The 17,354-nt window shown below is 69.9% G+C and carries 13 protein-coding genes and 1 pseudogene; 7 read left to right on the forward strand and 7 right to left on the reverse strand.

From position 1 onward, the window contains the following. Positions 1 to 115: 115 nt before the first annotated feature. The 4 genes and pseudogenes from CIK81_RS03350 to CIK81_RS03360 all read right to left on the reverse strand — a co-directional run bounded on the left by CIK81_RS03350 (position 116) and on the right by CIK81_RS03360 (position 4,208). Positions 116 to 1,783 (reverse strand): alkaline phosphatase, encoded by a 1,668-nt coding sequence (locus CIK81_RS03350; RefSeq protein ID WP_241963913.1) that lies wholly within the window; start codon positions 1,781 to 1,783, stop codon positions 116 to 118. A gap of 186 nt (positions 1,784 to 1,969) precedes the next feature. Continuing rightward, positions 1,970 to 2,689: an exodeoxyribonuclease III gene (locus CIK81_RS18475; protein WP_241963952.1), complete on the reverse strand. Its 720-nt coding sequence runs from the start codon at positions 2,687 to 2,689 to the stop codon at positions 1,970 to 1,972. A gap of 363 nt (positions 2,690 to 3,052) precedes the next feature. After that, positions 3,053 to 3,331: pseudogene (locus tag CIK81_RS18480) on the reverse strand (endonuclease/exonuclease/phosphatase family protein); the annotation flags it as partial. Between the two features lie 61 nt (positions 3,332 to 3,392). Next, positions 3,393 to 4,208, reverse strand: coding sequence for a TetR/AcrR family transcriptional regulator (locus CIK81_RS03360; RefSeq protein WP_096164724.1), 816 nt, complete (start codon positions 4,206 to 4,208; stop codon positions 3,393 to 3,395). Positions 4,209 to 4,300: 92 nt separating this feature from the next. Here CIK81_RS03360 and CIK81_RS03365 point away from each other — a divergent pair, with 92 nt between their 5' ends. After that, positions 4,301 to 5,479: a DUF418 domain-containing protein gene (locus CIK81_RS03365; RefSeq protein ID WP_114355373.1), complete on the forward strand. Its 1,179-nt coding sequence runs from the start codon at positions 4,301 to 4,303 to the stop codon at positions 5,477 to 5,479. On the opposite strand, the gene CIK81_RS03370 is transcribed toward CIK81_RS03365, so the two are convergent. Further along, positions 5,480 to 6,553: an LLM class flavin-dependent oxidoreductase gene (locus tag CIK81_RS03370; protein WP_114355374.1), complete on the reverse strand. Its 1,074-nt coding sequence runs from the start codon at positions 6,551 to 6,553 to the stop codon at positions 5,480 to 5,482. A gap of 456 nt (positions 6,554 to 7,009) precedes the next feature. Between CIK81_RS03370 and CIK81_RS03375 the strand changes: the two genes are divergently transcribed. Continuing rightward, a complete protein-coding gene (locus tag CIK81_RS03375) occupies positions 7,010 to 8,812 on the forward strand; it encodes a BCCT family transporter (protein ID WP_241963914.1) in 1,803 nt (600 codons plus the stop codon). A 64-nt stretch (positions 8,813 to 8,876) separates the two neighbouring features. Here CIK81_RS03375 and CIK81_RS03380 read toward each other — a convergent pair whose 3' ends face one another. After that, entirely contained in the window at positions 8,877 to 9,398 is a 522-nt protein-coding gene (locus CIK81_RS03380; protein WP_096164721.1) for a ferritin, read from the reverse strand. 314 nt (positions 9,399 to 9,712) lie between these two features. On the opposite strand from CIK81_RS03380, the gene CIK81_RS03385 reads away from it, so the two are divergent. Continuing rightward, positions 9,713 to 11,233 (forward strand): MmgE/PrpD family protein, encoded by a 1,521-nt coding sequence (locus CIK81_RS03385; RefSeq protein WP_096197016.1) that lies wholly within the window; start codon positions 9,713 to 9,715, stop codon positions 11,231 to 11,233. A 64-nt stretch (positions 11,234 to 11,297) separates the two neighbouring features. Beyond that, entirely contained in the window at positions 11,298 to 12,131 is an 834-nt protein-coding gene (locus CIK81_RS03390; protein ID WP_096197017.1) for a phosphosulfolactate synthase, read from the forward strand. A gap of 40 nt (positions 12,132 to 12,171) precedes the next feature. Here the strand turns inward: CIK81_RS03390 and CIK81_RS03395 are convergent, their stop codons facing one another. After that, complete coding sequence (locus CIK81_RS03395) at positions 12,172 to 13,956, reverse strand: L-aspartate oxidase (protein WP_114304867.1); 1,785 nt, start codon at positions 13,954 to 13,956, stop codon at positions 12,172 to 12,174. A 79-nt stretch (positions 13,957 to 14,035) separates the two neighbouring features. Between CIK81_RS03395 and CIK81_RS03400 the strand changes: the two genes are divergently transcribed. The 3 genes from CIK81_RS03400 (at position 14,036) to CIK81_RS03410 (ending at position 17,324) form a co-directional block, all read left to right on the forward strand. Next, positions 14,036 to 14,956: a LysR family transcriptional regulator gene (locus CIK81_RS03400; protein WP_096197019.1), complete on the forward strand. Its 921-nt coding sequence runs from the start codon at positions 14,036 to 14,038 to the stop codon at positions 14,954 to 14,956. 437 nt (positions 14,957 to 15,393) lie between these two features. Beyond that, a complete protein-coding gene (locus CIK81_RS03405) occupies positions 15,394 to 16,428 on the forward strand; it encodes a carbohydrate ABC transporter permease (RefSeq protein ID WP_096197020.1) in 1,035 nt (344 codons plus the stop codon). Next, positions 16,425 to 17,324, forward strand: coding sequence for a carbohydrate ABC transporter permease (locus CIK81_RS03410; protein WP_114304866.1), 900 nt, complete (start codon positions 16,425 to 16,427; stop codon positions 17,322 to 17,324). Before CIK81_RS03405 ends, CIK81_RS03410 begins: the two co-directional genes overlap by 4 nt. The last annotated feature ends 30 nt before the right edge of the window (positions 17,325 to 17,354 follow it).

The raw sequence follows: 17,354 nt of genomic DNA on the forward strand, positions 1-17,354 counted from the left end.
GGTCGTCGACCAGGCCGGGCGGGTGTGATCCGCGCAGGCCGCCCTGCCCGGGCCGACGGACCGGCGCAGTGCCCGGATCCCGTCGGCCCTGCAGGTCAGCGCGGGTCCGGTGCCGTCACGCCTCGTGCAGTGCGGGCTCACCCGCGGGCACCACATAGGTGCGATCGATGCCGATCTCGGCGTCCGGCCGGGTGACGGCGGGCAGGGTCTTGAAATCCACGCGCAGCTCGTCGGTCGAGTACTCCGAGAGCACGTACCCGCGCCGGCCCCGGATGTACTTGATGTGCGGGTTCTCGGCGTAGACGACCTCCTCGCCGTTGACCGTGTCGCCGCCGTCCCCGCCCGAGGTGATCGACGTGGTCACCAGCTCGACGCCGACGGTGCGGGAGTCCGGATCCAGGAAGTCGGACTTGATCTCGTTGGCGAAGTGCACGTGGACGTCCCCGGTGAGCACCACGGGGTTGGCGATCTGCCGCTCGGAGAAGGCGTCCACGAGGGTGTCGCGGCTGGGCCGGTAGCCGTCCCAGCCGTCCGAGGAGAGCGTGGAGGTGGGGCCGGCGGCATTGTCGCGCCGAGCGAAGAAGACGCTCTGCGGGATCAGGTTCCAGGTCGCGGTCGACTCCGTCATGCCGTCCAGCAGCCATTGCTCCTGACGGTCCCCGAGCATGGTGCGCGAGGGATCGACCTGCTCCTCGCAGTCGGTGAACCACCAGGTCTTCCCGCCGTCGTGGCAGGCCTGCAGGTCCCGGTGCTGACGGGTGTCCAGCACGTGGAAGGTGGCCAGGTCTCCCCAGCTCAGCCGACGGAACAGCTGGATGGAGGAACCGTTCGGAGCGCTCGAGCGGCGCAGTGGCATGTTCTCGTAATATGCCTGCTCGGCCGCGATCTTCCGTGCCACCCAGGCGTCGGTGGGCACACCGTCCTTGGGGTACTGGCCGGCCCAGTTGTCCTGGATCTCGTGGTCGTCCCAGGTGACGATCCAGGGCGCGGTGGCGTGCAGCAGCTGCAGGTCGGGATCGGTCTTGTAGGTCGCGTACCGCAGCCGGTAGTCCTCCAGCGTGGTGCACAGCTTGTGGGGGTGCGTGCGGATGTCGGACTTCCCGGGGCCGCCCTCGTAGATGTAGTCGCCCAGCCCGAAGACGAGGTCGGGACGGTCCTCGGCGGCGCGGCGATAGGCGGTGAACCAGCCACCCTCCCAGTGCGAGCAGGACAGATGCACCATGCGCAGCGAGCGGGTGTCACCGGGCGGAGGCGTGGTCAGGGTGCGGCCGACGGGGGAGACGTGACGCCCTGCGCGGAAGCGGTAGAAGAACTCGCTCCCGGCTGGCAGGTCCTCGAGCTCGACATGCAGGCTGTGCGCCTCCTCGGGCCGGGCGGTCTCCGTGCCGCGGCGCAGGATCGACCGGAAGCTCTCGTCGGACGCGAGCTCCCAGCGCACCTCGACCGGCACGTTCGGCATGCCGCCGCGGCCGTCGAGCACGTGCGGATCCACCGCGAGACGGGTCCACAGCACCACCGAGCTGCTGGTGGGGTCCCCGGAGGCGATCCCGAGCGTGAACGGGTCCTTCTCCCGCCAGGTCACCTCGGCCGTGGCCGGCAGCGCGCCCAGCACACCGGCGGTGGCGAGCGAGGTCAGGGCGGTGCCGGTGAAGATGCGTCGACTCATCCGGCGCTGGCGGGCGAGGTTCGCCCGACGGTCCGGGGCGATGAAACGGGTGGGCTGAGGGGGCTCAGGGGACTCAGGGGATTTTTCGCCGAGGAGGCCGCCGGAGAGATCGCTCATGATCATCCTGTTCAGGAGGGGCGCGGGCTTCCCATCCTGACCATGGACACTGCAGGTCACAGACCGATCTGCGCAGGGTTGAATCGATGGTCATCCAGTGGTCATCGTGCGCCACGCAGGCGTTCACGATCGCGCCATGGACGACCGGGATCCGGGGCGGCCATGACGGATGCCGGAACGTGACGCTCAGCGCAGGTCGTAGTCGACGACCACCGGCGAATGGTCCGAGAGCCGCACACCGCGGAACTCCCGATCCACCTCCGCGCGGACAGCGCTGCGCGCGAGATGCGGCGTGGCCAGGTGGTAGTCCAGGCGCCATCCTGCGTCCTTCGCGAAGGACTGACCCAGCCACGACCACCACGAGTACGGACCGTCTTCGTCGGGGTGCAGGCTCCGGACGACGTCGACCAGCGTGCGCGGGGAGAGCTGCTGCCCGAACCACTCGCGCTCCTCCGGGAGGAACCCGTCGTTCTTCTGGTTGCGGCGCCACGCGGCGAGATCCTGCGTGGTGTGGGCGATGTTGAGGTCACCCATGAGCAGGAACTCGCGGCCCGCTGCGGCAGCCGCTCGACGGGTCCGCGTCAGGTAGCGGGAGAACGCGGCCATGAACCTCATCTTCCGGGCATAGCGCGCCCCGCCGTCCGGTGCCTCGCGCATCCGCCCCGGCCGCTGCAGGTGGGCGGGCAGGCCACCCTTGGGCAGGTAGAGGCACGCGATCGTGACCGGCACGTCCGCCAGGTCGACCTCGAGATAGCGGCCCTGGTCGGCGAACGGGCCGAGACCGCGTGCGAGCGGGACATGATCGGGCGAGGCGACGGGGGCAGGAGCAGGGGAGGAGTCCGGCCGGTCCGCCGGTTCGGCCGAGCCCGGCGCTGAGAGGGCGGAGCCCGGTGCCGATAAGGCCATGTCCGGCGCCCATGGGGCCCTGCCCGGTGCCGATGGAGCCGTGCTCTGCATCGATGGGGCCAAGCCCGATGCTGATGGGGCCGTGCTCTGCGTCGATGGGGCCATGCCCGATGCTGATGGGGCCGTGCTCTGCGTCGATGGGGCCGTGGCCGGTGCTGATGGGGCCGGGTTACTGTCGTCGGCGGGCCGCTGGTGAGGCGCTCTGGCAATATCGCCAGAGCGCCTCACCAGCGGCCCGCCCGTGACCGCGTCGCGCCCCGGGGGATCCGGGACGTGGCCCGTCGGCCCCACCGCCTCCGCGAAAGCACCCGTCTCCGTGAAAGCACCCACTTCCGCGCGAGCAACCACCTCCGCAGGAGCATCCGACGCCGCAGGAACGCCCATGAATGCGGTCCCGCCCCAGGTCCGGACGGCAGCAGGCGGGTGGCGGGTGAGCACGGCGACACCGTTGCGGCCGGGCAGCGTGCCGGTGTCGAGGGCGACGTGGTAGTCCCCGAACGACCCGTCGGGGATCTTGTCGGCCTGGGCCCGGACCTCCTGGAGCGCGACGACATCGCAGCCGCGCCCGGCCAGCCAGTCGTCGAACCCTCGGCGGCGGGAAGCCCGGATCCCGTTGATGTTGGCGGTCGCGATGCGGAGCATCCCCCGAGGCTACGTGCTGGTCAGGCAAGTGCCCTCCCCGGCTTCGCGAACCTTTCGAATGTCAGCCGCCGGCTCCGGGATGAGCCGGGAGCCAGGCCCCGTGCGTATCGTGCGGCTCGCCCGACGGACTAGGCAACGCGGCCCGCGCCGCCAGCCCGTCCAGAAGGATCTCCAGTCCTGCGAGGAAGTCCCGATCGGCCTCGTCGGCTCCGGTCCTGTCGGTCGCGAGTACCTGGGATGCGAGCATCGCGGCCGTCTGCGGGAACCTCTCCGCGTCGACGAGGCTATGCAGGGCCTCCCCGTACTCACGCTCGCTCTCGGATTGCGCCTGGCCGGCCTCGCGACCCTCCTCCAGTTCGTGCTGAAGCAATGAGGATTGGCGCACGAAGCCGCTCAGCAGTGTGAGTGCCGTGAGCTTCTGGTCCCAGTCGAGCTCCGTCGACTCCAAGAGCTCGAAACCGCGCTCGAGCCACGCGATCTGATGGGGGCCCGAGGGTGCGCGGTAGATGGGGACGCGGGGGATCCATGGTCGGTCCTGGTAGAGGGACCAGAGGTCGGTGGCCCACCGCCGCAGTCCGTCGCGCCATCCGGTGGAATCGTCCGGCGCGGGTGCGCCCGGCTCGCTCGCCGCATCCATCATGAGCTGGAGCAGCTCGTGCTTGGAGCCGACGTGCCGATACAGCGACATGGCTGTCACGCCCAGCTCTTCGGCCACCCTGGGCAGGGTCGCCGCTTCCAGGCCGCCCGCGTCGGCGAGCCGGACGGCTGTGCTGACCACTGCCTCGACATCCAGGGTGGATTTGCGGCCCATCCGGTGAGGGGCGACCGGCAGGCGCCAGAGCCGCCGGAAGAAGTCGGGCACGGACACGTCGTTCATACGATCACTCCTCCGGCTGGTATGGCCTGAGCCTACACAGCACCTAGCACATAAACTCTATGCCATATAGTTTATGTGCTAGGTTTCGACGCATGACTTCTCGAACAGTCGCGCGCAGGCCCGTGGTGAGCGGGCGGGTCCATGATGTCGACGCCCTCCGCGGGTTCGCCCTGCTGGGGATCCTCGCCGTCAACATCACGTTCATGGCCTCGGCCTATCCGGGCAATCTGGTCGACGATCCGGCGTTCTCCTCGCCTCTCGACGACGCAGCCCGGTTCGCGGTGGCGTCCCTGTTCTCGATGAAGTTCTACCTGCTCTTCTCCTTCCTGTTCGGCTACAGCTTCGTCCTGCAGATGGATGCCGCTGAGCGCGCCGGCACGGCGTTCGTGCCGCGGATGCTGCGCAGGGTGCTGGGTCTTTTCGTGCTCGGGGCGGCGCACATCGTCCTGCTGTACGGAGGGGATGTCCTGACCACTTACGCGGCGGTATGCCTCGTGCTGCTCGCCATGCACCGAGTGAGTGACAAGGTGGCCCTGCGCACGGCTGGCGTGATCTATGCGGTGGTGATCGCCTCTCTCGTGGGAAGCGCCCTGTTCCTCGATCGGTCCGCGTTCATGCCCGAGCACGACGAGGCACTCGCCGCAGCGGCCGCGCAGACGCAGGCCATGCTCGGGCCACCGGCCGACATCATCGGCCACCACCTTGGGGGCCTCGACCTGCTCGTCGTTCAGGCGGTGTCCCTTCAGGGGCCGACGGCGCTGGCGATGTTCCTGCTGGGGATGGTCGCCGCCCGGAGGCGCCTGTTCTCGGACGTCGGCGATCAGGCCTCACTCCTGCGTCGAACACAGTGGATCGGCTTTCCGGTGGGGCTGGCCGGCGGCACCGTCTACGCCGCGCTCGGGGCCGACGGCAACACCTGGGCCACTGCGGTGAGCGTCCTGACAGCCCCGTTCCTGACCGCCGCCTATGTCGCGACCCTGGTGCGGCTGATGCACTCTCCTGGTGCTGCGTGGGTGCGCGCGGTCCTGGCGCCGGTCGGTCGCGTCGCGCTGACGAACTATCTGGCGCAGTCGGCAGTGGGGATCATCGTGTTCACCGGTGTCGGTCTCGGGCTCGCCGGACGGGCGTCGCCGCCGATGCTGCTCCTGCTCGCCGTCGTCGTCTTCGCAGGCCAGGCGGCCGTGAGCGCCTGGTGGCTGACGCGTCACCGCTACGGTCCGGCGGAGTACGTGCTGAGGTGGTTCACCACCTGGCGCAGACCGGGCCGCTGATCAGGCGGAGTGCACCGGCTCGCCCTGGACGGGACCTTCCGAGTTCGGCACCCAGCCCAGCGCCGGCGCGACATGCTGCGCGAAGCTCTCGAGGATGTGGAGGTTCAGCTCCACGCCGGCCTGCGAGGGGATCGTGAGCATGAGCGTGTCGGCCTCCTGCACGGCCGCATCGCCCTTGAGCTGTTCGATGAGCTGGTCCGGCTCCCCGGTGTAGGTCTTGCCGAAGGTGGAGCGGTGGCCGTCGATGATGCCGATCTGGTCCGCGCCGTCGCCCGACCGCAGGCCGAACATCATCCGGTCCTGCTCGGTGACGATCGGGAACACGCTGCGGGAGACGGAGACGCGCGGGGTGTGGGCGTGCCCGGCCTCGCGGAACGCCGTGCGATAGGCGTCGATCTGCTCGGCCTGGAGATCGCCGAACGCGGCGCCCGTGGCCTCGGTGAGCAGCGTCGAGCTCATCATGTTCAGGCCCTGCGTGCCTGTGCGCTCGGCGGTCTCCCGGGAGCCGGCGCCCCACCAGATCCGACGGATCAGCTCAGGGGAGTGCGGCTCGATGCGCAGGCCCTGGCCGGGCTGGACCGGCGCGCCGTAGGGCTGCTCGGCGGCGCGGGCCATCGGCTCGCCCTGGATGGCCCGCAGGAAGGCGTCGAACTTCGCGTGGGCGATGTCGGCGCCGCGGGGGTCGGTGGAGCCGGTGTAGCCGAACGACTCCCAGCCGCGCTCGGCGGGCTCGGGGCTCCCACGGGAGACGCCGAGGGCTACCCGACCGTCCGCGATGAGGTCCAGCGCGGCGGCCTCCTCCGCGAAGTACAGCGGATTCTCGTAGCGCATGTCGATGACCCCGGTGCCGACCTCGATCCGCTGCGTGCGCGCGGCGACCGCGGACAGCAGGGGCATGGGGGAGGCGGACTGCTGGGCGAAGTGGTGCACGCGGAAGTAGGCGCCGTTCACGCCGAGCTCGTCCGCGCCGACGGAGATGTCGATCGCGTCGTGGAGCATCTGACGGGCGCTGAGACCTCCCTGCGCGGGGCTGCCGCCGTAGTGGCCGAAGCTGAGGAATCCGAAGGCTCGCATGAGCTCAGCCTACAAGATGATTGATAAATAAAACAGATGGGGTCGGCGGTATCGACGAGCTCGTCGCGGCGACCGGCGAGACGGTGGCTGCGCATTCCTGGCAGCCCTGGCCTTCTCCGGATATCGCGCGCTGCGGTCGCTCATCGGGCGTGCCGACCGTGCGGCAGACGCTCTCCCCAGGGACTCCGACGAGAGATCTCCCGGGTCTCTGACGAGAGATCTCCAGGGACTCCGACGAGAGGTCGTGAGTCGGCGCGGACGAGACCTGCGCCCCATATTTCCGCGAGAGCACCCGGTGCAGGGCCTTCTTCCCCTTAGGGTGGGGCGCTCCGCGACCGGACCTCGCCGCATGCCTGTCGGCTCGTCGACCGTCGCAGCCCCCCTCATCTTTCGCTGCCCGCCCTCATGCCTTCCTGCATTCCTCGCGCGGCAGCGCCCTCACGATCGGACCGCGCCATGTCGCTGGACACCCCTGCCGACCCACTTCCCGCTGAGCCTCGCCCGGCCGACCGATCGTCGGCCGCCGATCTCCCGGCCGACGCCGACGACGACCCCGGACCACGCCGCGCCCGGCGCGAGGCCGACCGCTTCCCCAGCGCCCCGCAGGTCCCCGGCAGTGCCCGCGGCGCCGTGGTCTGGGTGGCGGTCGCGCTCATCGTCGCCCTCCTCATCGCCGCCGGCTTCTGGCCGGCGCAGATGAGCTCCGCCGCCGGCGCGGCGATGCAGTGGGTGACCACGACCGGCGGCTGGTCGCTGCTGCTGATCCCGCTGTGCCTGATCGCGCTGCTGCTGGTCCTCGCCTGCACCCGCTTCGGCGACATCCGGCTGGGCCCGGACGATTCCCGGCCCGAATACCCCACCTTCGCGTGGATCGCGATGCTGCTGGGCGCGGTGATGGGCATCGGGATGGTCACCTACGGCGTCGCCGAACCCGTCTCCCACCTGGTCTCCCCGCCGCACGGCCTCGCCGAGCCCGGCAGCCAGGAGGCCGTGGTCGACGCCCTGCGCTTCACGTTCCTCGACTGGGGCCTGCACGCCTGGGCCGTGTTCGCCACCTTCGGCCTGGCGATCGGGTACTCCACCCACCGCCTCGGGAACAAGGGGCTGGTCTCGCCGATCCTGCGGCCGCTGATCGGTCGTCACGCCGACGGCCTGGTAGGCAAGGCGATCGACGTGCTGGTCATCCTGTCCACCCTGTTCGGCACGACGACCTCGCTGGGACTCGGCGCTGCCCAGATCAGCCAGGGGATGAGCCGGATGACCGGCCTCGACCTCACCACCACCGGCGTGCAGCTCATCATCATCGCGCTGGTCACGGTGCTGTTCACCGCGTCGGCGATGAGCGGGATCGGGCGCGGGATCCGCTACCTGAGCCAGACCACGATGGTCATCGCTGCCGCGCTGCTGCTGTTCGTCCTGGCCACCGGCCCCACCAGCTGGCTGATCAACCTCTTCCTCCGCTCGCTCGGCGGGTACGCCGGAGGGTTCGTCGAGATCAGCCTGATGCTGCCCACCGACGGCGCGGACGTGGAATGGATGCAGGCCTGGACCTACTTCATGATGGCCTGGTGGATCTCCTGGGGCGCTTTCGTGGGCATCTTCCTGGCCCGGATCTCGCGCGGTCGCACCATCCGGCAGTTCGTGCTGGTCGTGCTCGGCGTGCCGAGCCTGATCTTCTCCGCCTGGTTCACGGTGTTCGGCGGCTCGGCGATGTTCATGGATCTCGAGCGCGATGCGGGGATCGGCGAGGCCGCGACGGAGAACGTGAACACTGCCTTCTTCGCACTGCTCGACCAGCTGCCGCTGACGGGGCTCACCTCGGTGGTCGCCGTGGTGCTGGTGATCATGTACTTCGTGACCAGTGCGGACTCCAACACCTACGTGCTCGCGGTGATCTCCTCCGACGGCCGCTTGCATCCCAGCCGCCCGCTGATGGGCATGTGGGGCGTGCTCACCGGGGCGACGGCCGCCGTGCTCCTCTACGCCGGCGGTCTGGAGGCGCTGCAGACGGCGGTGATGCTCTCGGCGGCCCCGTTCATCTTCGTGATCCTCGCGCTCGCGGTCTCGCTGGTGATGATGCTGCGCCGCGATCCGCTGATCAGCGGGCGCGGGCCTCGGGCGGCCAAGGGCCCGCAGGCCAGCAGGAATCCTCAGGCCGACGAGGATCGTCAGTCCCACGAGGATGCCCAGTCCCACGGGGATGCTCAGCCCGACGAGGATGCTCCCATCGGTGAGGACGCTCCGATCAGCGCCAGCTGAGCCATCGCACGACGAGAAGCGCGCGCCACCCGAACCGGGTAGCGCGCGCTTCTGCGTGGGCGGGTCAGTTCTCGTCGGCCTCGGTGGACTCGGCGGGCCGACGACCCAGCTCGGCGTCCAGGCGCAGGAGGCCGGAGCCGTCGTTGCCGATCAGCTTGACGCGGCCGATGATCTCGGAAGCGGTCGCCTCCTCCTCGATCTGCTCGTCGACGAACCAGTTCAGCAGCGGGCGGGAATCGTAGTCGCCCTCCTTGTCGGCGCTGCGGTACAGCTCGCGGATCGACTCGGAGACCTTCTGCTCGTGGGCGAGAGCGGCCTCGAAGATCTCGAGCACGGACAGGCCGGGGCGCACGGCCGGCGCATTGATGGCGCCGATGGCAGCGTGGTTGTCGCGGTCGGAGACGTGCTGGATGAACTTGTTGGCGTGCACGATCTCCTCGTCGGCCTGGTGGCGCAGCCACGCGGCGATGCCGGGGAGGTCCTGCTCGTCCGCTTCGATGGCGAGCTGGCGGTAGGTGATCGAAGCCTCGAACTCGAGGGTGATCTGGGCCTGGAACTTCTTCTCAAGGTCATTGCTCATCTTCATGGCACTGACGATAGCCGCCTTCGGCACCCCTGTCATCCATGGAAAGGCTTCCCTGACCTGCAGTGATGCGGTTTGGGCAGGCTTACCTCGCCGCCCGTGACGAGGTGGTGATCCGGCGTCGGGTCGCCGAGCCCCCGCCGGCGCAGACGCCCGCCACGCACAAGGTCTCTTGACTTCAAGATAAATCGGGAGCATCATCGAAGTGCGGCTTAGGTGAGGCAAGCCTAACCTGCAATTCCGGTCCGTCTCCCCACGCCCGAAGTGCTCGGGGCGCTCGACCGGAACCGGTCCGTCACCACGAGGAGGACATCGTCATGGCCGCATCCGCCCATCGCTCCCCATCCGCCGTCGCCGTCTCCACGGCATCGCCGGGCACTCCCGCAGTCGCCGTCTCCGGGGCGCCGAGCGCCTCGCCCGAGGCCCTGGACGGGAGCCGTCCCGGTGGGCCCACGGAGGTCCAGGAGCTGGCCGCCTACGTCCACTCAGCCACCTTCGAGCAGATCGGGGACGAGGCCCTGGAGCAGCTGAGGATCCGGATCCTCGACACCCTCGGCGTCGCGATCGCGGCGCTCGACGCGGAGCCGATCCGAGCGGTCCGCGAGCTGCTCGAGGATCTCGGCGGCGCGCCTCGTGCCACGCTCATCGGCGGCGGACGCACGTCCCCCGATCGCGCCGCTTTCTACAACAGCGCGCTGTCGCGCTACCTCGACTTCATGGATTCCTACCTGGCGGCAGGGGAGACCAACCATCCCAGCGACAACCTCGGCGCGGTGCTCGCCGCCGCGGAGAGCGTCGATGCGAGCGGCCAGGAACTCCTGACGGCCCTCGCGGTCGCCTACCAGATCCACACCCGGCTGTCCGATGTCGCCCCGGTGCGCGCGAAGGGCTTCGACCACACCACCCAGGGCGCCTATGCCGCCGCAGCCGCCGCGGCCAAGGCCATGCGCCTGCCCGCAGAGCAGATCGCGCACGCCATCGCGATCGCCGGCACCGCGAACAACGCACTGCGCGTGACCCGCACCGGCAGCCTCAGCCACTGGAAGGGCCTCGCCTACCCGCAGGTGGCGAAGGAGGGGACCTTCGCCGCGCTGCTCGCCGGGCGCGGCATCACCGGCCCCGAGGAGGTCTTCGAAGGCAACAAGGGCTTCAAGGACTCGATCGCCGGGGACTTCACGATCGACTGGTCCTCCGAGGGCCTCGACGCCGTCCGCCGCACGATCATCAAGAAGCACAACGCCGAGATCCATTCGCAGTCCGCGCTCGATGCCGCCCAGGACATCCGTGCTCAGGACGGCTTCGCCATCGAGGCCGTCCGGAGCATCCGGCTGCGCACCTTCGACGTCGCCCACTCGATCATCGGCGGGGGTGAGGAGGGGGACAAGCGGACCGTCCGCACGAAGGAGGAGGCGGACCATTCGCTGCCGTGGATGCTCGCCGTGGTGCTGCTGGACGGTGAGCTGACCCCGGCCCAGTACCACCACGAGCGCATCGTCGCCGATGACGTGCAGGACCTCATGCGTGCGGTCGAGATCGTCTCCGATGACGCGTCCTCCGCCCGGTTCCCGGATCTCATGCCCGCGGACCTCGAGGTCACTCTCGCCGATGGCACCGTCTTCCGCTCCGCTCAGGACTCCTACGAGGGATTCCATACCGATCCGCTGAGCTGGGAGGGCGCCCGGGCGAAGTTCGACCTGCTGACCACGCCTTTCGCCACGGAGGAGCTCCGGGAGGAGATCGCCGGCATCGTCCGCGACCTCGAGCACCACAGTGTTCGCGAGCTCACCGGGGCCCTTGCCCGTGCCGGCACGAGCCGTGCCACGCCCGCCGAGCGCTGAGCCCACCCCGACCGGACGCACCGACCGCACCGACCGCACCCATCGAACACCGGAAGGACACACCATGACCCACGAGATCCCCTTCGACGTCGCCTTCAACATCGTGCCGCGCGCTGCGCGCCCCACCAAGCCGCGCAGCCACGGCCTCACCGAGATCCGCGCCCCGTACTACTCCACCTTCGGCACTCGCCACCTGCAGGACGTCTTCGACGTCGCGGGGCAGTGGGTGGACGGCATCAAGTGGGCCGGCGGCTCCTTCGCCCTGGTCCCGCCCGAGCAGGTGCGGCGCTTCTCCGAGATCGCCCACGAGAACGACGCGTACGTCTCCTCCGGGGGCTGGATCGAGACCGTGCTGCGCTACGGCGACGAGGCGGTGGACCACTACCTCAAGGAAGCCAAGGAGGTCGGCTTCGACGTCATCGAGATCTCGACCGGCTTCATCATGCTGCCCACGTCCGGCCTGGAACGACTGGTCGAGAAGGTCACGAAGGCGGGCCTGAAGGCCAAGCCCGAGCTCGGGATCCAGATCGGCTCCGGCGGGGACTCGGGCGAGGTGGAGCTCGCCGCCGAGGGGGCCAAGGACATCGGCGACCTCATCGACCGCGGCAGGCGGGCGCTGGACGCCGGCGCCGAGATCATCATGATCGAGTCCGAGGGCATCACCGAGAACGTGACCAGCTGGAACACGGGTGCGGCCGCCTCGATCATGAACGGTCTCGGGATGGAGAACGTGATGTTCGAGGCGGCCGACGGCCCTGTGTTCGAGTGGTACGTCAAGAACTACGGCAACGAGGTGAACCTCTTCGTCGACCACTCGCAGATCCTGCAGCTGGAGGGCCTGCGCCAGAACATCTGGGGCAACAAGTCCACCTGGGGCCGGGTCATCAACCCCGCCTGACCGGTCCGGGCCGACAGGTCCGCTCCGGCACCGCGCCGGCTCACTCCACGAGCTTGCCGCGCGGGGTGTCGTCGAGATGCTCCGCGGCCAGGTCGCGGAACGAGTCCGGGGCCGGGCCGACGGGCTCGAACTCGACGCCCGTACGCGGCGTCCACACCATGCTCCCGCGCAGCGCGGGATCCTGGTCGGGGAAGTCCGAACGGTTGTGGCAGCCGCAGGTCTCGCGGCGCTCGAGAGCGCACTCGAGCGTCGCGCGGGCCGCCAGCAGGGAGCCGCGGAGGTCGAAGGCATGGACGAGGTCGTCGAAGCCCGCGACGTCCGGATGCGCGGTCACGCGGGTGGCCCGCTCCTCGAGGAGCGCCAGCTTCTCCAGGCCCTTCCGCAGCCCGGAGTCGTCGCGCACCACCCCGGCGTGCGCGGTCATGAGATCCCGGACCTCGCGCTGCAGGCGACGGGGCACCTCCATGCCGTCGCCCGTGAGCAGGGCGGCCTGTTCGGCGCGGGCCTCGGCGACGGCCTCGGGGTCCCGTCGGACGCTCGTACGGCCGGCGGCGAACGCGGCGGCCACCTGGCCTGTGATCCGGCCGTAGACCAGCAGCTCGATCAGCGAGTTCCCTCCGAGCCGGTTCGCCCCGTGCAGTCCCGAGGAGGCCTCACCGATCGCGAACAGGCCCTCGACGCCCGTGCCGTGGTCCTCTGGCCGCACCCACACCCCGCCCATCGAGTAGTGGGCGGTGGGGGCGATCTCGATCGGCGTGGTGGTGATGTCGAGCATCTGCAGGTCGATCAGGGTGCGGTAGACCCGCGGCAGCTTCGCGAGGATCTGCTCGCGAGGCAGATGGGAGACGTCCAGGTGCACGCCGCCGTTCGCGGTCCCGCGGCCCTCCGCGATCTCGGTGTGGTTCGCGAGCGCCACCCGGTCGCGGGTGGACAGCTCCATCCGTTCGGGGTCGTAGCGCTCCATGAAGCGCTCGCCCTCGGCGTTGCGGAGCACGCCGCCTTCGCCGCGGGCGGCCTCTGAGACCAGGGTGCCGGCGGCGTCGTCGGGCTCGAGCAGGCCCGAGGGGTGGAACTGGACCAGCTCCGCATCGCGGATCCGCGCACCCGCGAGGGCCGCGAGGCGGAAGGAGTCCCCGGTGTTCTCATCGCGCCGCGAGGAGGTCACGCGCCAGATGCGGGTGTGGCCTCCGGCGGCGAGGATCACGGCGTCGGCGTGGATCTGCACGCCCTGCCCGGTGACGACGTCGAAGCCGTAGGCACCGAAGATCGTGCCGTCGGCGACGAGCAGGCGGGTGATGTAGACGGTGTCGATGACGGGGACGCCCAGCTCGGCGGCCCGGCGCATGAGGGTGCGCTGGATCTCCAGCCCCGTGTAGTCGCCGGCGTAGCAGGTGCGGCGGTAGGTGTGCGCGCCGAAGAAGCGCTGGGAGAGGCGGCCGTCGGCCTCACGGGCGAACGGCATGCCCCAGCGCTCGAGATCCTCGATGCCGCGCGCCGCGCCGCGCGCCACGGTCTCGACGATCTCGGGGTCCGCGAGGAAGTACGACTCGCGCAGAGTGTCCGCGGCGTGCTGCTGCCACGAATCCTCAGGATCGATGGTGCCGAGCGCCGCGTTGATGCCGCCCGCCGCGAGCGACGTGTGGGCGTCGTGGGCGCGTCGCTTGCCGACGGCGAGCACCTGCACTCCCTGCTCGGCGAGCTCGATGGCCGCGCGCAGGCCCGCGCCGCCGGTGCCGATGACGAGGACGGACGTGGCGATCAGGCGTTCATCGGCGGTAGTGGAGGGGGAGACCGGGGAGCTGGTAGAGGCCGTGTGCGAAGACATGCTTGTCAGGCTAGGCAGACCTGCAGGAATACGGCCAATGCCAATGTGGCAACCGTTCCATGCGGTTAATGTATAGCTCATGAGGACAGAGCATCTGCGGGCGTTCGAGACGGTGGCCCGGCGCGGCACCTTCACCCGTGCCGCGCAGGAGCTCTACCTCACCCAGCCCTCGCTCTCGCGGCAGGTCGCGGCGCTCGAGGCGGAGCTCGGTGCGGAGCTCCTCGAGAGGGGCAGGCGGGGCGCCGTGCCGACGGCCGCCGGAGCAGCCCTGCTCCCGATCGCCCGGCGCATGCTCGCGGACGCGGACTCCCTCCGGCTCGAGCTCGACGAGCTCGCGGGCCTGCGCCGCGGCAGGGTGCGGCTCGGCGCTCCGCCCACGCTCTGCGTCTCCCTCGTCGCCGAGGTGCTCGCCGACAGCGTCGTCCGCTTCCCGGGGGTGGAGCTGCAGATCAGCGAGGCGGGCTCGCTCGCGGTCATGCAGAAGCTGCACGAGGGCGACCTGGACCTCGCCGTCGTGGTCACGCGCGGAGACACGTTCGAGAGCGAGGGGGCGGAGCTGATCCCACTGCTCCGAGAGCGCCTCGTGGTCGTCTCCGCTGCGACTCGCGAGGGGTCCCTGCCCGAGTCGGTCACCCTCGCTCGGCTCGCCGAGATGCCTCAGGTCTGCTTCGACCGCAGCTATGCCCTGCGCGCCGCGACCGACGCCGCCTTCGCCGCCGCGGGCCTCACGCCGCGGATTGCCGTCGAGGGTGCCGAGATGGATGCGGTGCTGCGGTTCGTCGAGCGGGGGATCGGAGTCGCCGTGGTGCCCGCCATGGTGGTCGCCGGACGCCCCGGCCTGACCTGGTCGCCTCTGATCGAACCGGAGCTGGACCGCACCGTGAACCTCGCCCGCCGCCGCGGCGTGCGGTTGTCCACGGCAGCGGCCGCGATGCAGGAGCTGGTCTTCGAGACGGTCGCGCTCATGGAACTGCCCGGGGTGCTGCGCCTCGGCGACTGACGCCGAGGTGCCGGGCGTCGGCGCAGGGTAGCGCAGAGGAGACGGCCCATCGGGGCCGACGGGTGACTGCCGGGTGAAGCCTCGGTGCGCCGAGGCCCCGAACGGCGGGGCCCGCGGGGAACAGTTGCGGACCGGGCGATGAACAGTCGGTGGACCGCGGCCCGAGAAGCCCTCGGAGCTGCTGCCGACGACTCTGCGGAGCGTCCGTGATGTCCGCTCTCACCTGCAGTGATGCCGTGAGTTCAGGTCTGGTTCACCGGGGTGTCGGGGCGCTGGCCATGCCGGTCGAGGCCTCCCTACGGTGAGCGGGAACGACGAGGGGAGCAGCCGTCGGCTGCACCCCGTCGATCGCCCGGCCGCACCGCGGCCCGTTTCTCTCACCGGCCCCTCCAGCTGCGGTGGACCGGCCCTTCGACCAGGAAGCTGGGAACGCATCCATGACAGTCGTCGCTCGACCGCAGCCCCACCGGGGCTCGTCGGCCCCGCACAGGGCCGAGGGGAAGGGCGGTCCCTCGGAGCCGTCCGGTGCGTCCGCCGCGGGGACCGGGACGCACCGCCCGGTCGCGCCCCGCCGGCCCTCGGCACAGCGTCGCCGACGCCGTCGCCGCGACGCGCTCCTGTTCGGCGCGCTGATCGCCCCCAACCTCATCGCGATCATGGTCTTCTCGTACTACCCGGCGCTCTACAACATCGGCCTCAGCTTCGCCGAGTGGGACTTCGTCGCACCGACCCCCGAATTCGTGGGCCTGGAGAACTACCGCGACCTGCTCACCGACCCGAGCTTCGGGCAGGTGCTGCTGAACACGCTGATCTTCACGGGCGTGAGCGTGGTCGGCTCGATCATCTGCGGCCTGCTGCTGGGCAGCCTGCTGGCGACCAAGGTCCCGCTGACAGGCTTCGCGCAGACCATGGCCTTCGCGCCCCATATGCTCCCCGGCGCCGCCGTCGGCATCCTGTGGCTGTTCATGTTCGACCCCAACTACGGGCTGTCCCGGTGGGCATTCTCGCTGGTGGGAGCGGCCTCGCCGGACTGGACCACCACCTCGGACTGGTCCCTGTGGGCGATCACCATCGCGTACACCTGGCAGCGCCTCGGCTTCGTCACCGTCATCTGCTACACCGCGATCCTGGACCTGCCCAAGGACCTCTACGAGGCTGCGGCCCTGGACGGGGCGCACGGCTGGAAGCTGTTCCGGAACCTCACGCTGCCGCTGCTGAGCCCGATCACCTTCTTCCTCTCGGTCACCGGCATCATCTCCGCAGCCCAGGCCTTCGACATCATCTCGATCATGACCGACGGCGGCCCGGGAGTCTCCTCGACCACGCTCAGCTGGATGATCTACGAGGAGGCCTTCAAGAAGTTCGACATCGGCTCCGCCTCGGCGGCCGCCACCGTGCTGCTGGTGCTCCTCCTGGTGATCACCTTCGTGCAGGTCCGCTACGGCGAGAAGAAGGTGAACTACGCATCATGAGCACCCTGACCGCCGATGCCGCCCCCAGGACGGGCGCCCCGACACCGCGCAACCGGGGCCGCAGCCGTGGCCCGCGCCGTCCGCTGTGGGCGACGATCCTGCTCACCGCCGGAGTGCTCGGCACCATCGCCCTGTTCCTGGTGCCGCTGTACTGGCTGTTCTCCTCGTCGCTGAAGCCCCACCAGGACATCTACTCCTGGCCGCTGCACTGGGTCCCCGGGTCGCTGACGTTCGACAACTTCACCGAGGCCTGGAGCTCCGCGCCCTTCGACCGGTTCTTCCTCAACTCGATCGTGACCACCGGGGCGGGGACGTTCCTGGAGATCTCGCTCGCGATCCTGTGCGCGTACGCGTTCGTGTTCGTCGACTTCCGGTACAAGAAGATCGCCTTCGGCCTGATCATCGCCTCGATGATGCTTCCGGGCCACGTCACCCTGATCGTCAACTACATCACCGTGGCGAACCTGGGCTGGCTGAACTCCTATGCCGGGCTCGTCCTGCCCGGGGTCGCCAGCGCCTTCGCGATGTTCCTGCTCTACCAGTTCATGCGCACGATCGACCGGGACATCCTGCAGGCCGCCGAGATCGACGGGGCCGGCCACCTGCGGCGGATGCTCACGATCGTGGTGCCGCTGACCAGCCCCATGATCCTCACCGCGACCCTGATCGTGATGGTCGGGAAGTGGAACGAGTACGTGTGGCCGCTGATCGTGACGAGCACGGCCAGCATGCGCACCCTGCCCGTCGGCCTGCTGTTCCTGCGCAGCCAGGAGGGCTACAGCAACTGGGGCGTGATCATGGCCGGCGCCGTGTTCGTCTCCCTGCCGATGCTCATCCTCTTCTTCCTCGCCCAGAAGCGGATCATCGGCGGGCTCACCGCGGGCGCCCTGAAGTGAACCCCGCCCGCATGCCCGATCCCGCCGGCA

The organism is Brachybacterium sp. JB7 (genome assembly GCF_003335205.1).
In the GTDB taxonomy this organism is placed as follows: domain Bacteria; phylum Actinomycetota; class Actinomycetes; order Actinomycetales; family Dermabacteraceae; genus Brachybacterium; species Brachybacterium alimentarium.

Coding starts and splice junctions, on each gene's coding strand:
- CIK81_RS03370 (WP_114355374.1), bottom strand. CDS start 6,553: ATGCGAGCCTTCGGATTCCTCAGCTTCGGCCACTACGGCGGCAGCCCC.
- CIK81_RS03385 (WP_096197016.1), top strand. CDS start 9,713: ATGGCCGCATCCGCCCATCGCTCCCCATCCGCCGTCGCCGTCTCCACG.
- CIK81_RS03395 (WP_114304867.1), bottom strand. CDS start 13,956: ATGTCTTCGCACACGGCCTCTACCAGCTCCCCGGTCTCCCCCTCCACT.
- CIK81_RS03380 (WP_096164721.1), bottom strand. CDS start 9,398: ATGAAGATGAGCAATGACCTTGAGAAGAAGTTCCAGGCCCAGATCACC.
- CIK81_RS03410 (WP_114304866.1), top strand. CDS start 16,425: ATGAGCACCCTGACCGCCGATGCCGCCCCCAGGACGGGCGCCCCGACA.
- CIK81_RS03350 (WP_241963913.1), bottom strand. CDS start 1,783: ATGAGCGATCTCTCCGGCGGCCTCCTCGGCGAAAAATCCCCTGAGTCC.
- CIK81_RS03375 (WP_241963914.1), top strand. CDS start 7,010: ATGTCGCTGGACACCCCTGCCGACCCACTTCCCGCTGAGCCTCGCCCG.
- CIK81_RS03400 (WP_096197019.1), top strand. CDS start 14,036: ATGAGGACAGAGCATCTGCGGGCGTTCGAGACGGTGGCCCGGCGCGGC.
- CIK81_RS03390 (WP_096197017.1), top strand. CDS start 11,298: ATGACCCACGAGATCCCCTTCGACGTCGCCTTCAACATCGTGCCGCGC.
- CIK81_RS03405 (WP_096197020.1), top strand. CDS start 15,394: ATGACAGTCGTCGCTCGACCGCAGCCCCACCGGGGCTCGTCGGCCCCG.
- CIK81_RS03365 (WP_114355373.1), top strand. CDS start 4,301: ATGACTTCTCGAACAGTCGCGCGCAGGCCCGTGGTGAGCGGGCGGGTC.
- CIK81_RS03360 (WP_096164724.1), bottom strand. CDS start 4,208: ATGAACGACGTGTCCGTGCCCGACTTCTTCCGGCGGCTCTGGCGCCTG.
- CIK81_RS18475 (WP_241963952.1), bottom strand. CDS start 2,689: ATGGCCTTATCGGCACCGGGCTCCGCCCTCTCAGCGCCGGGCTCGGCC.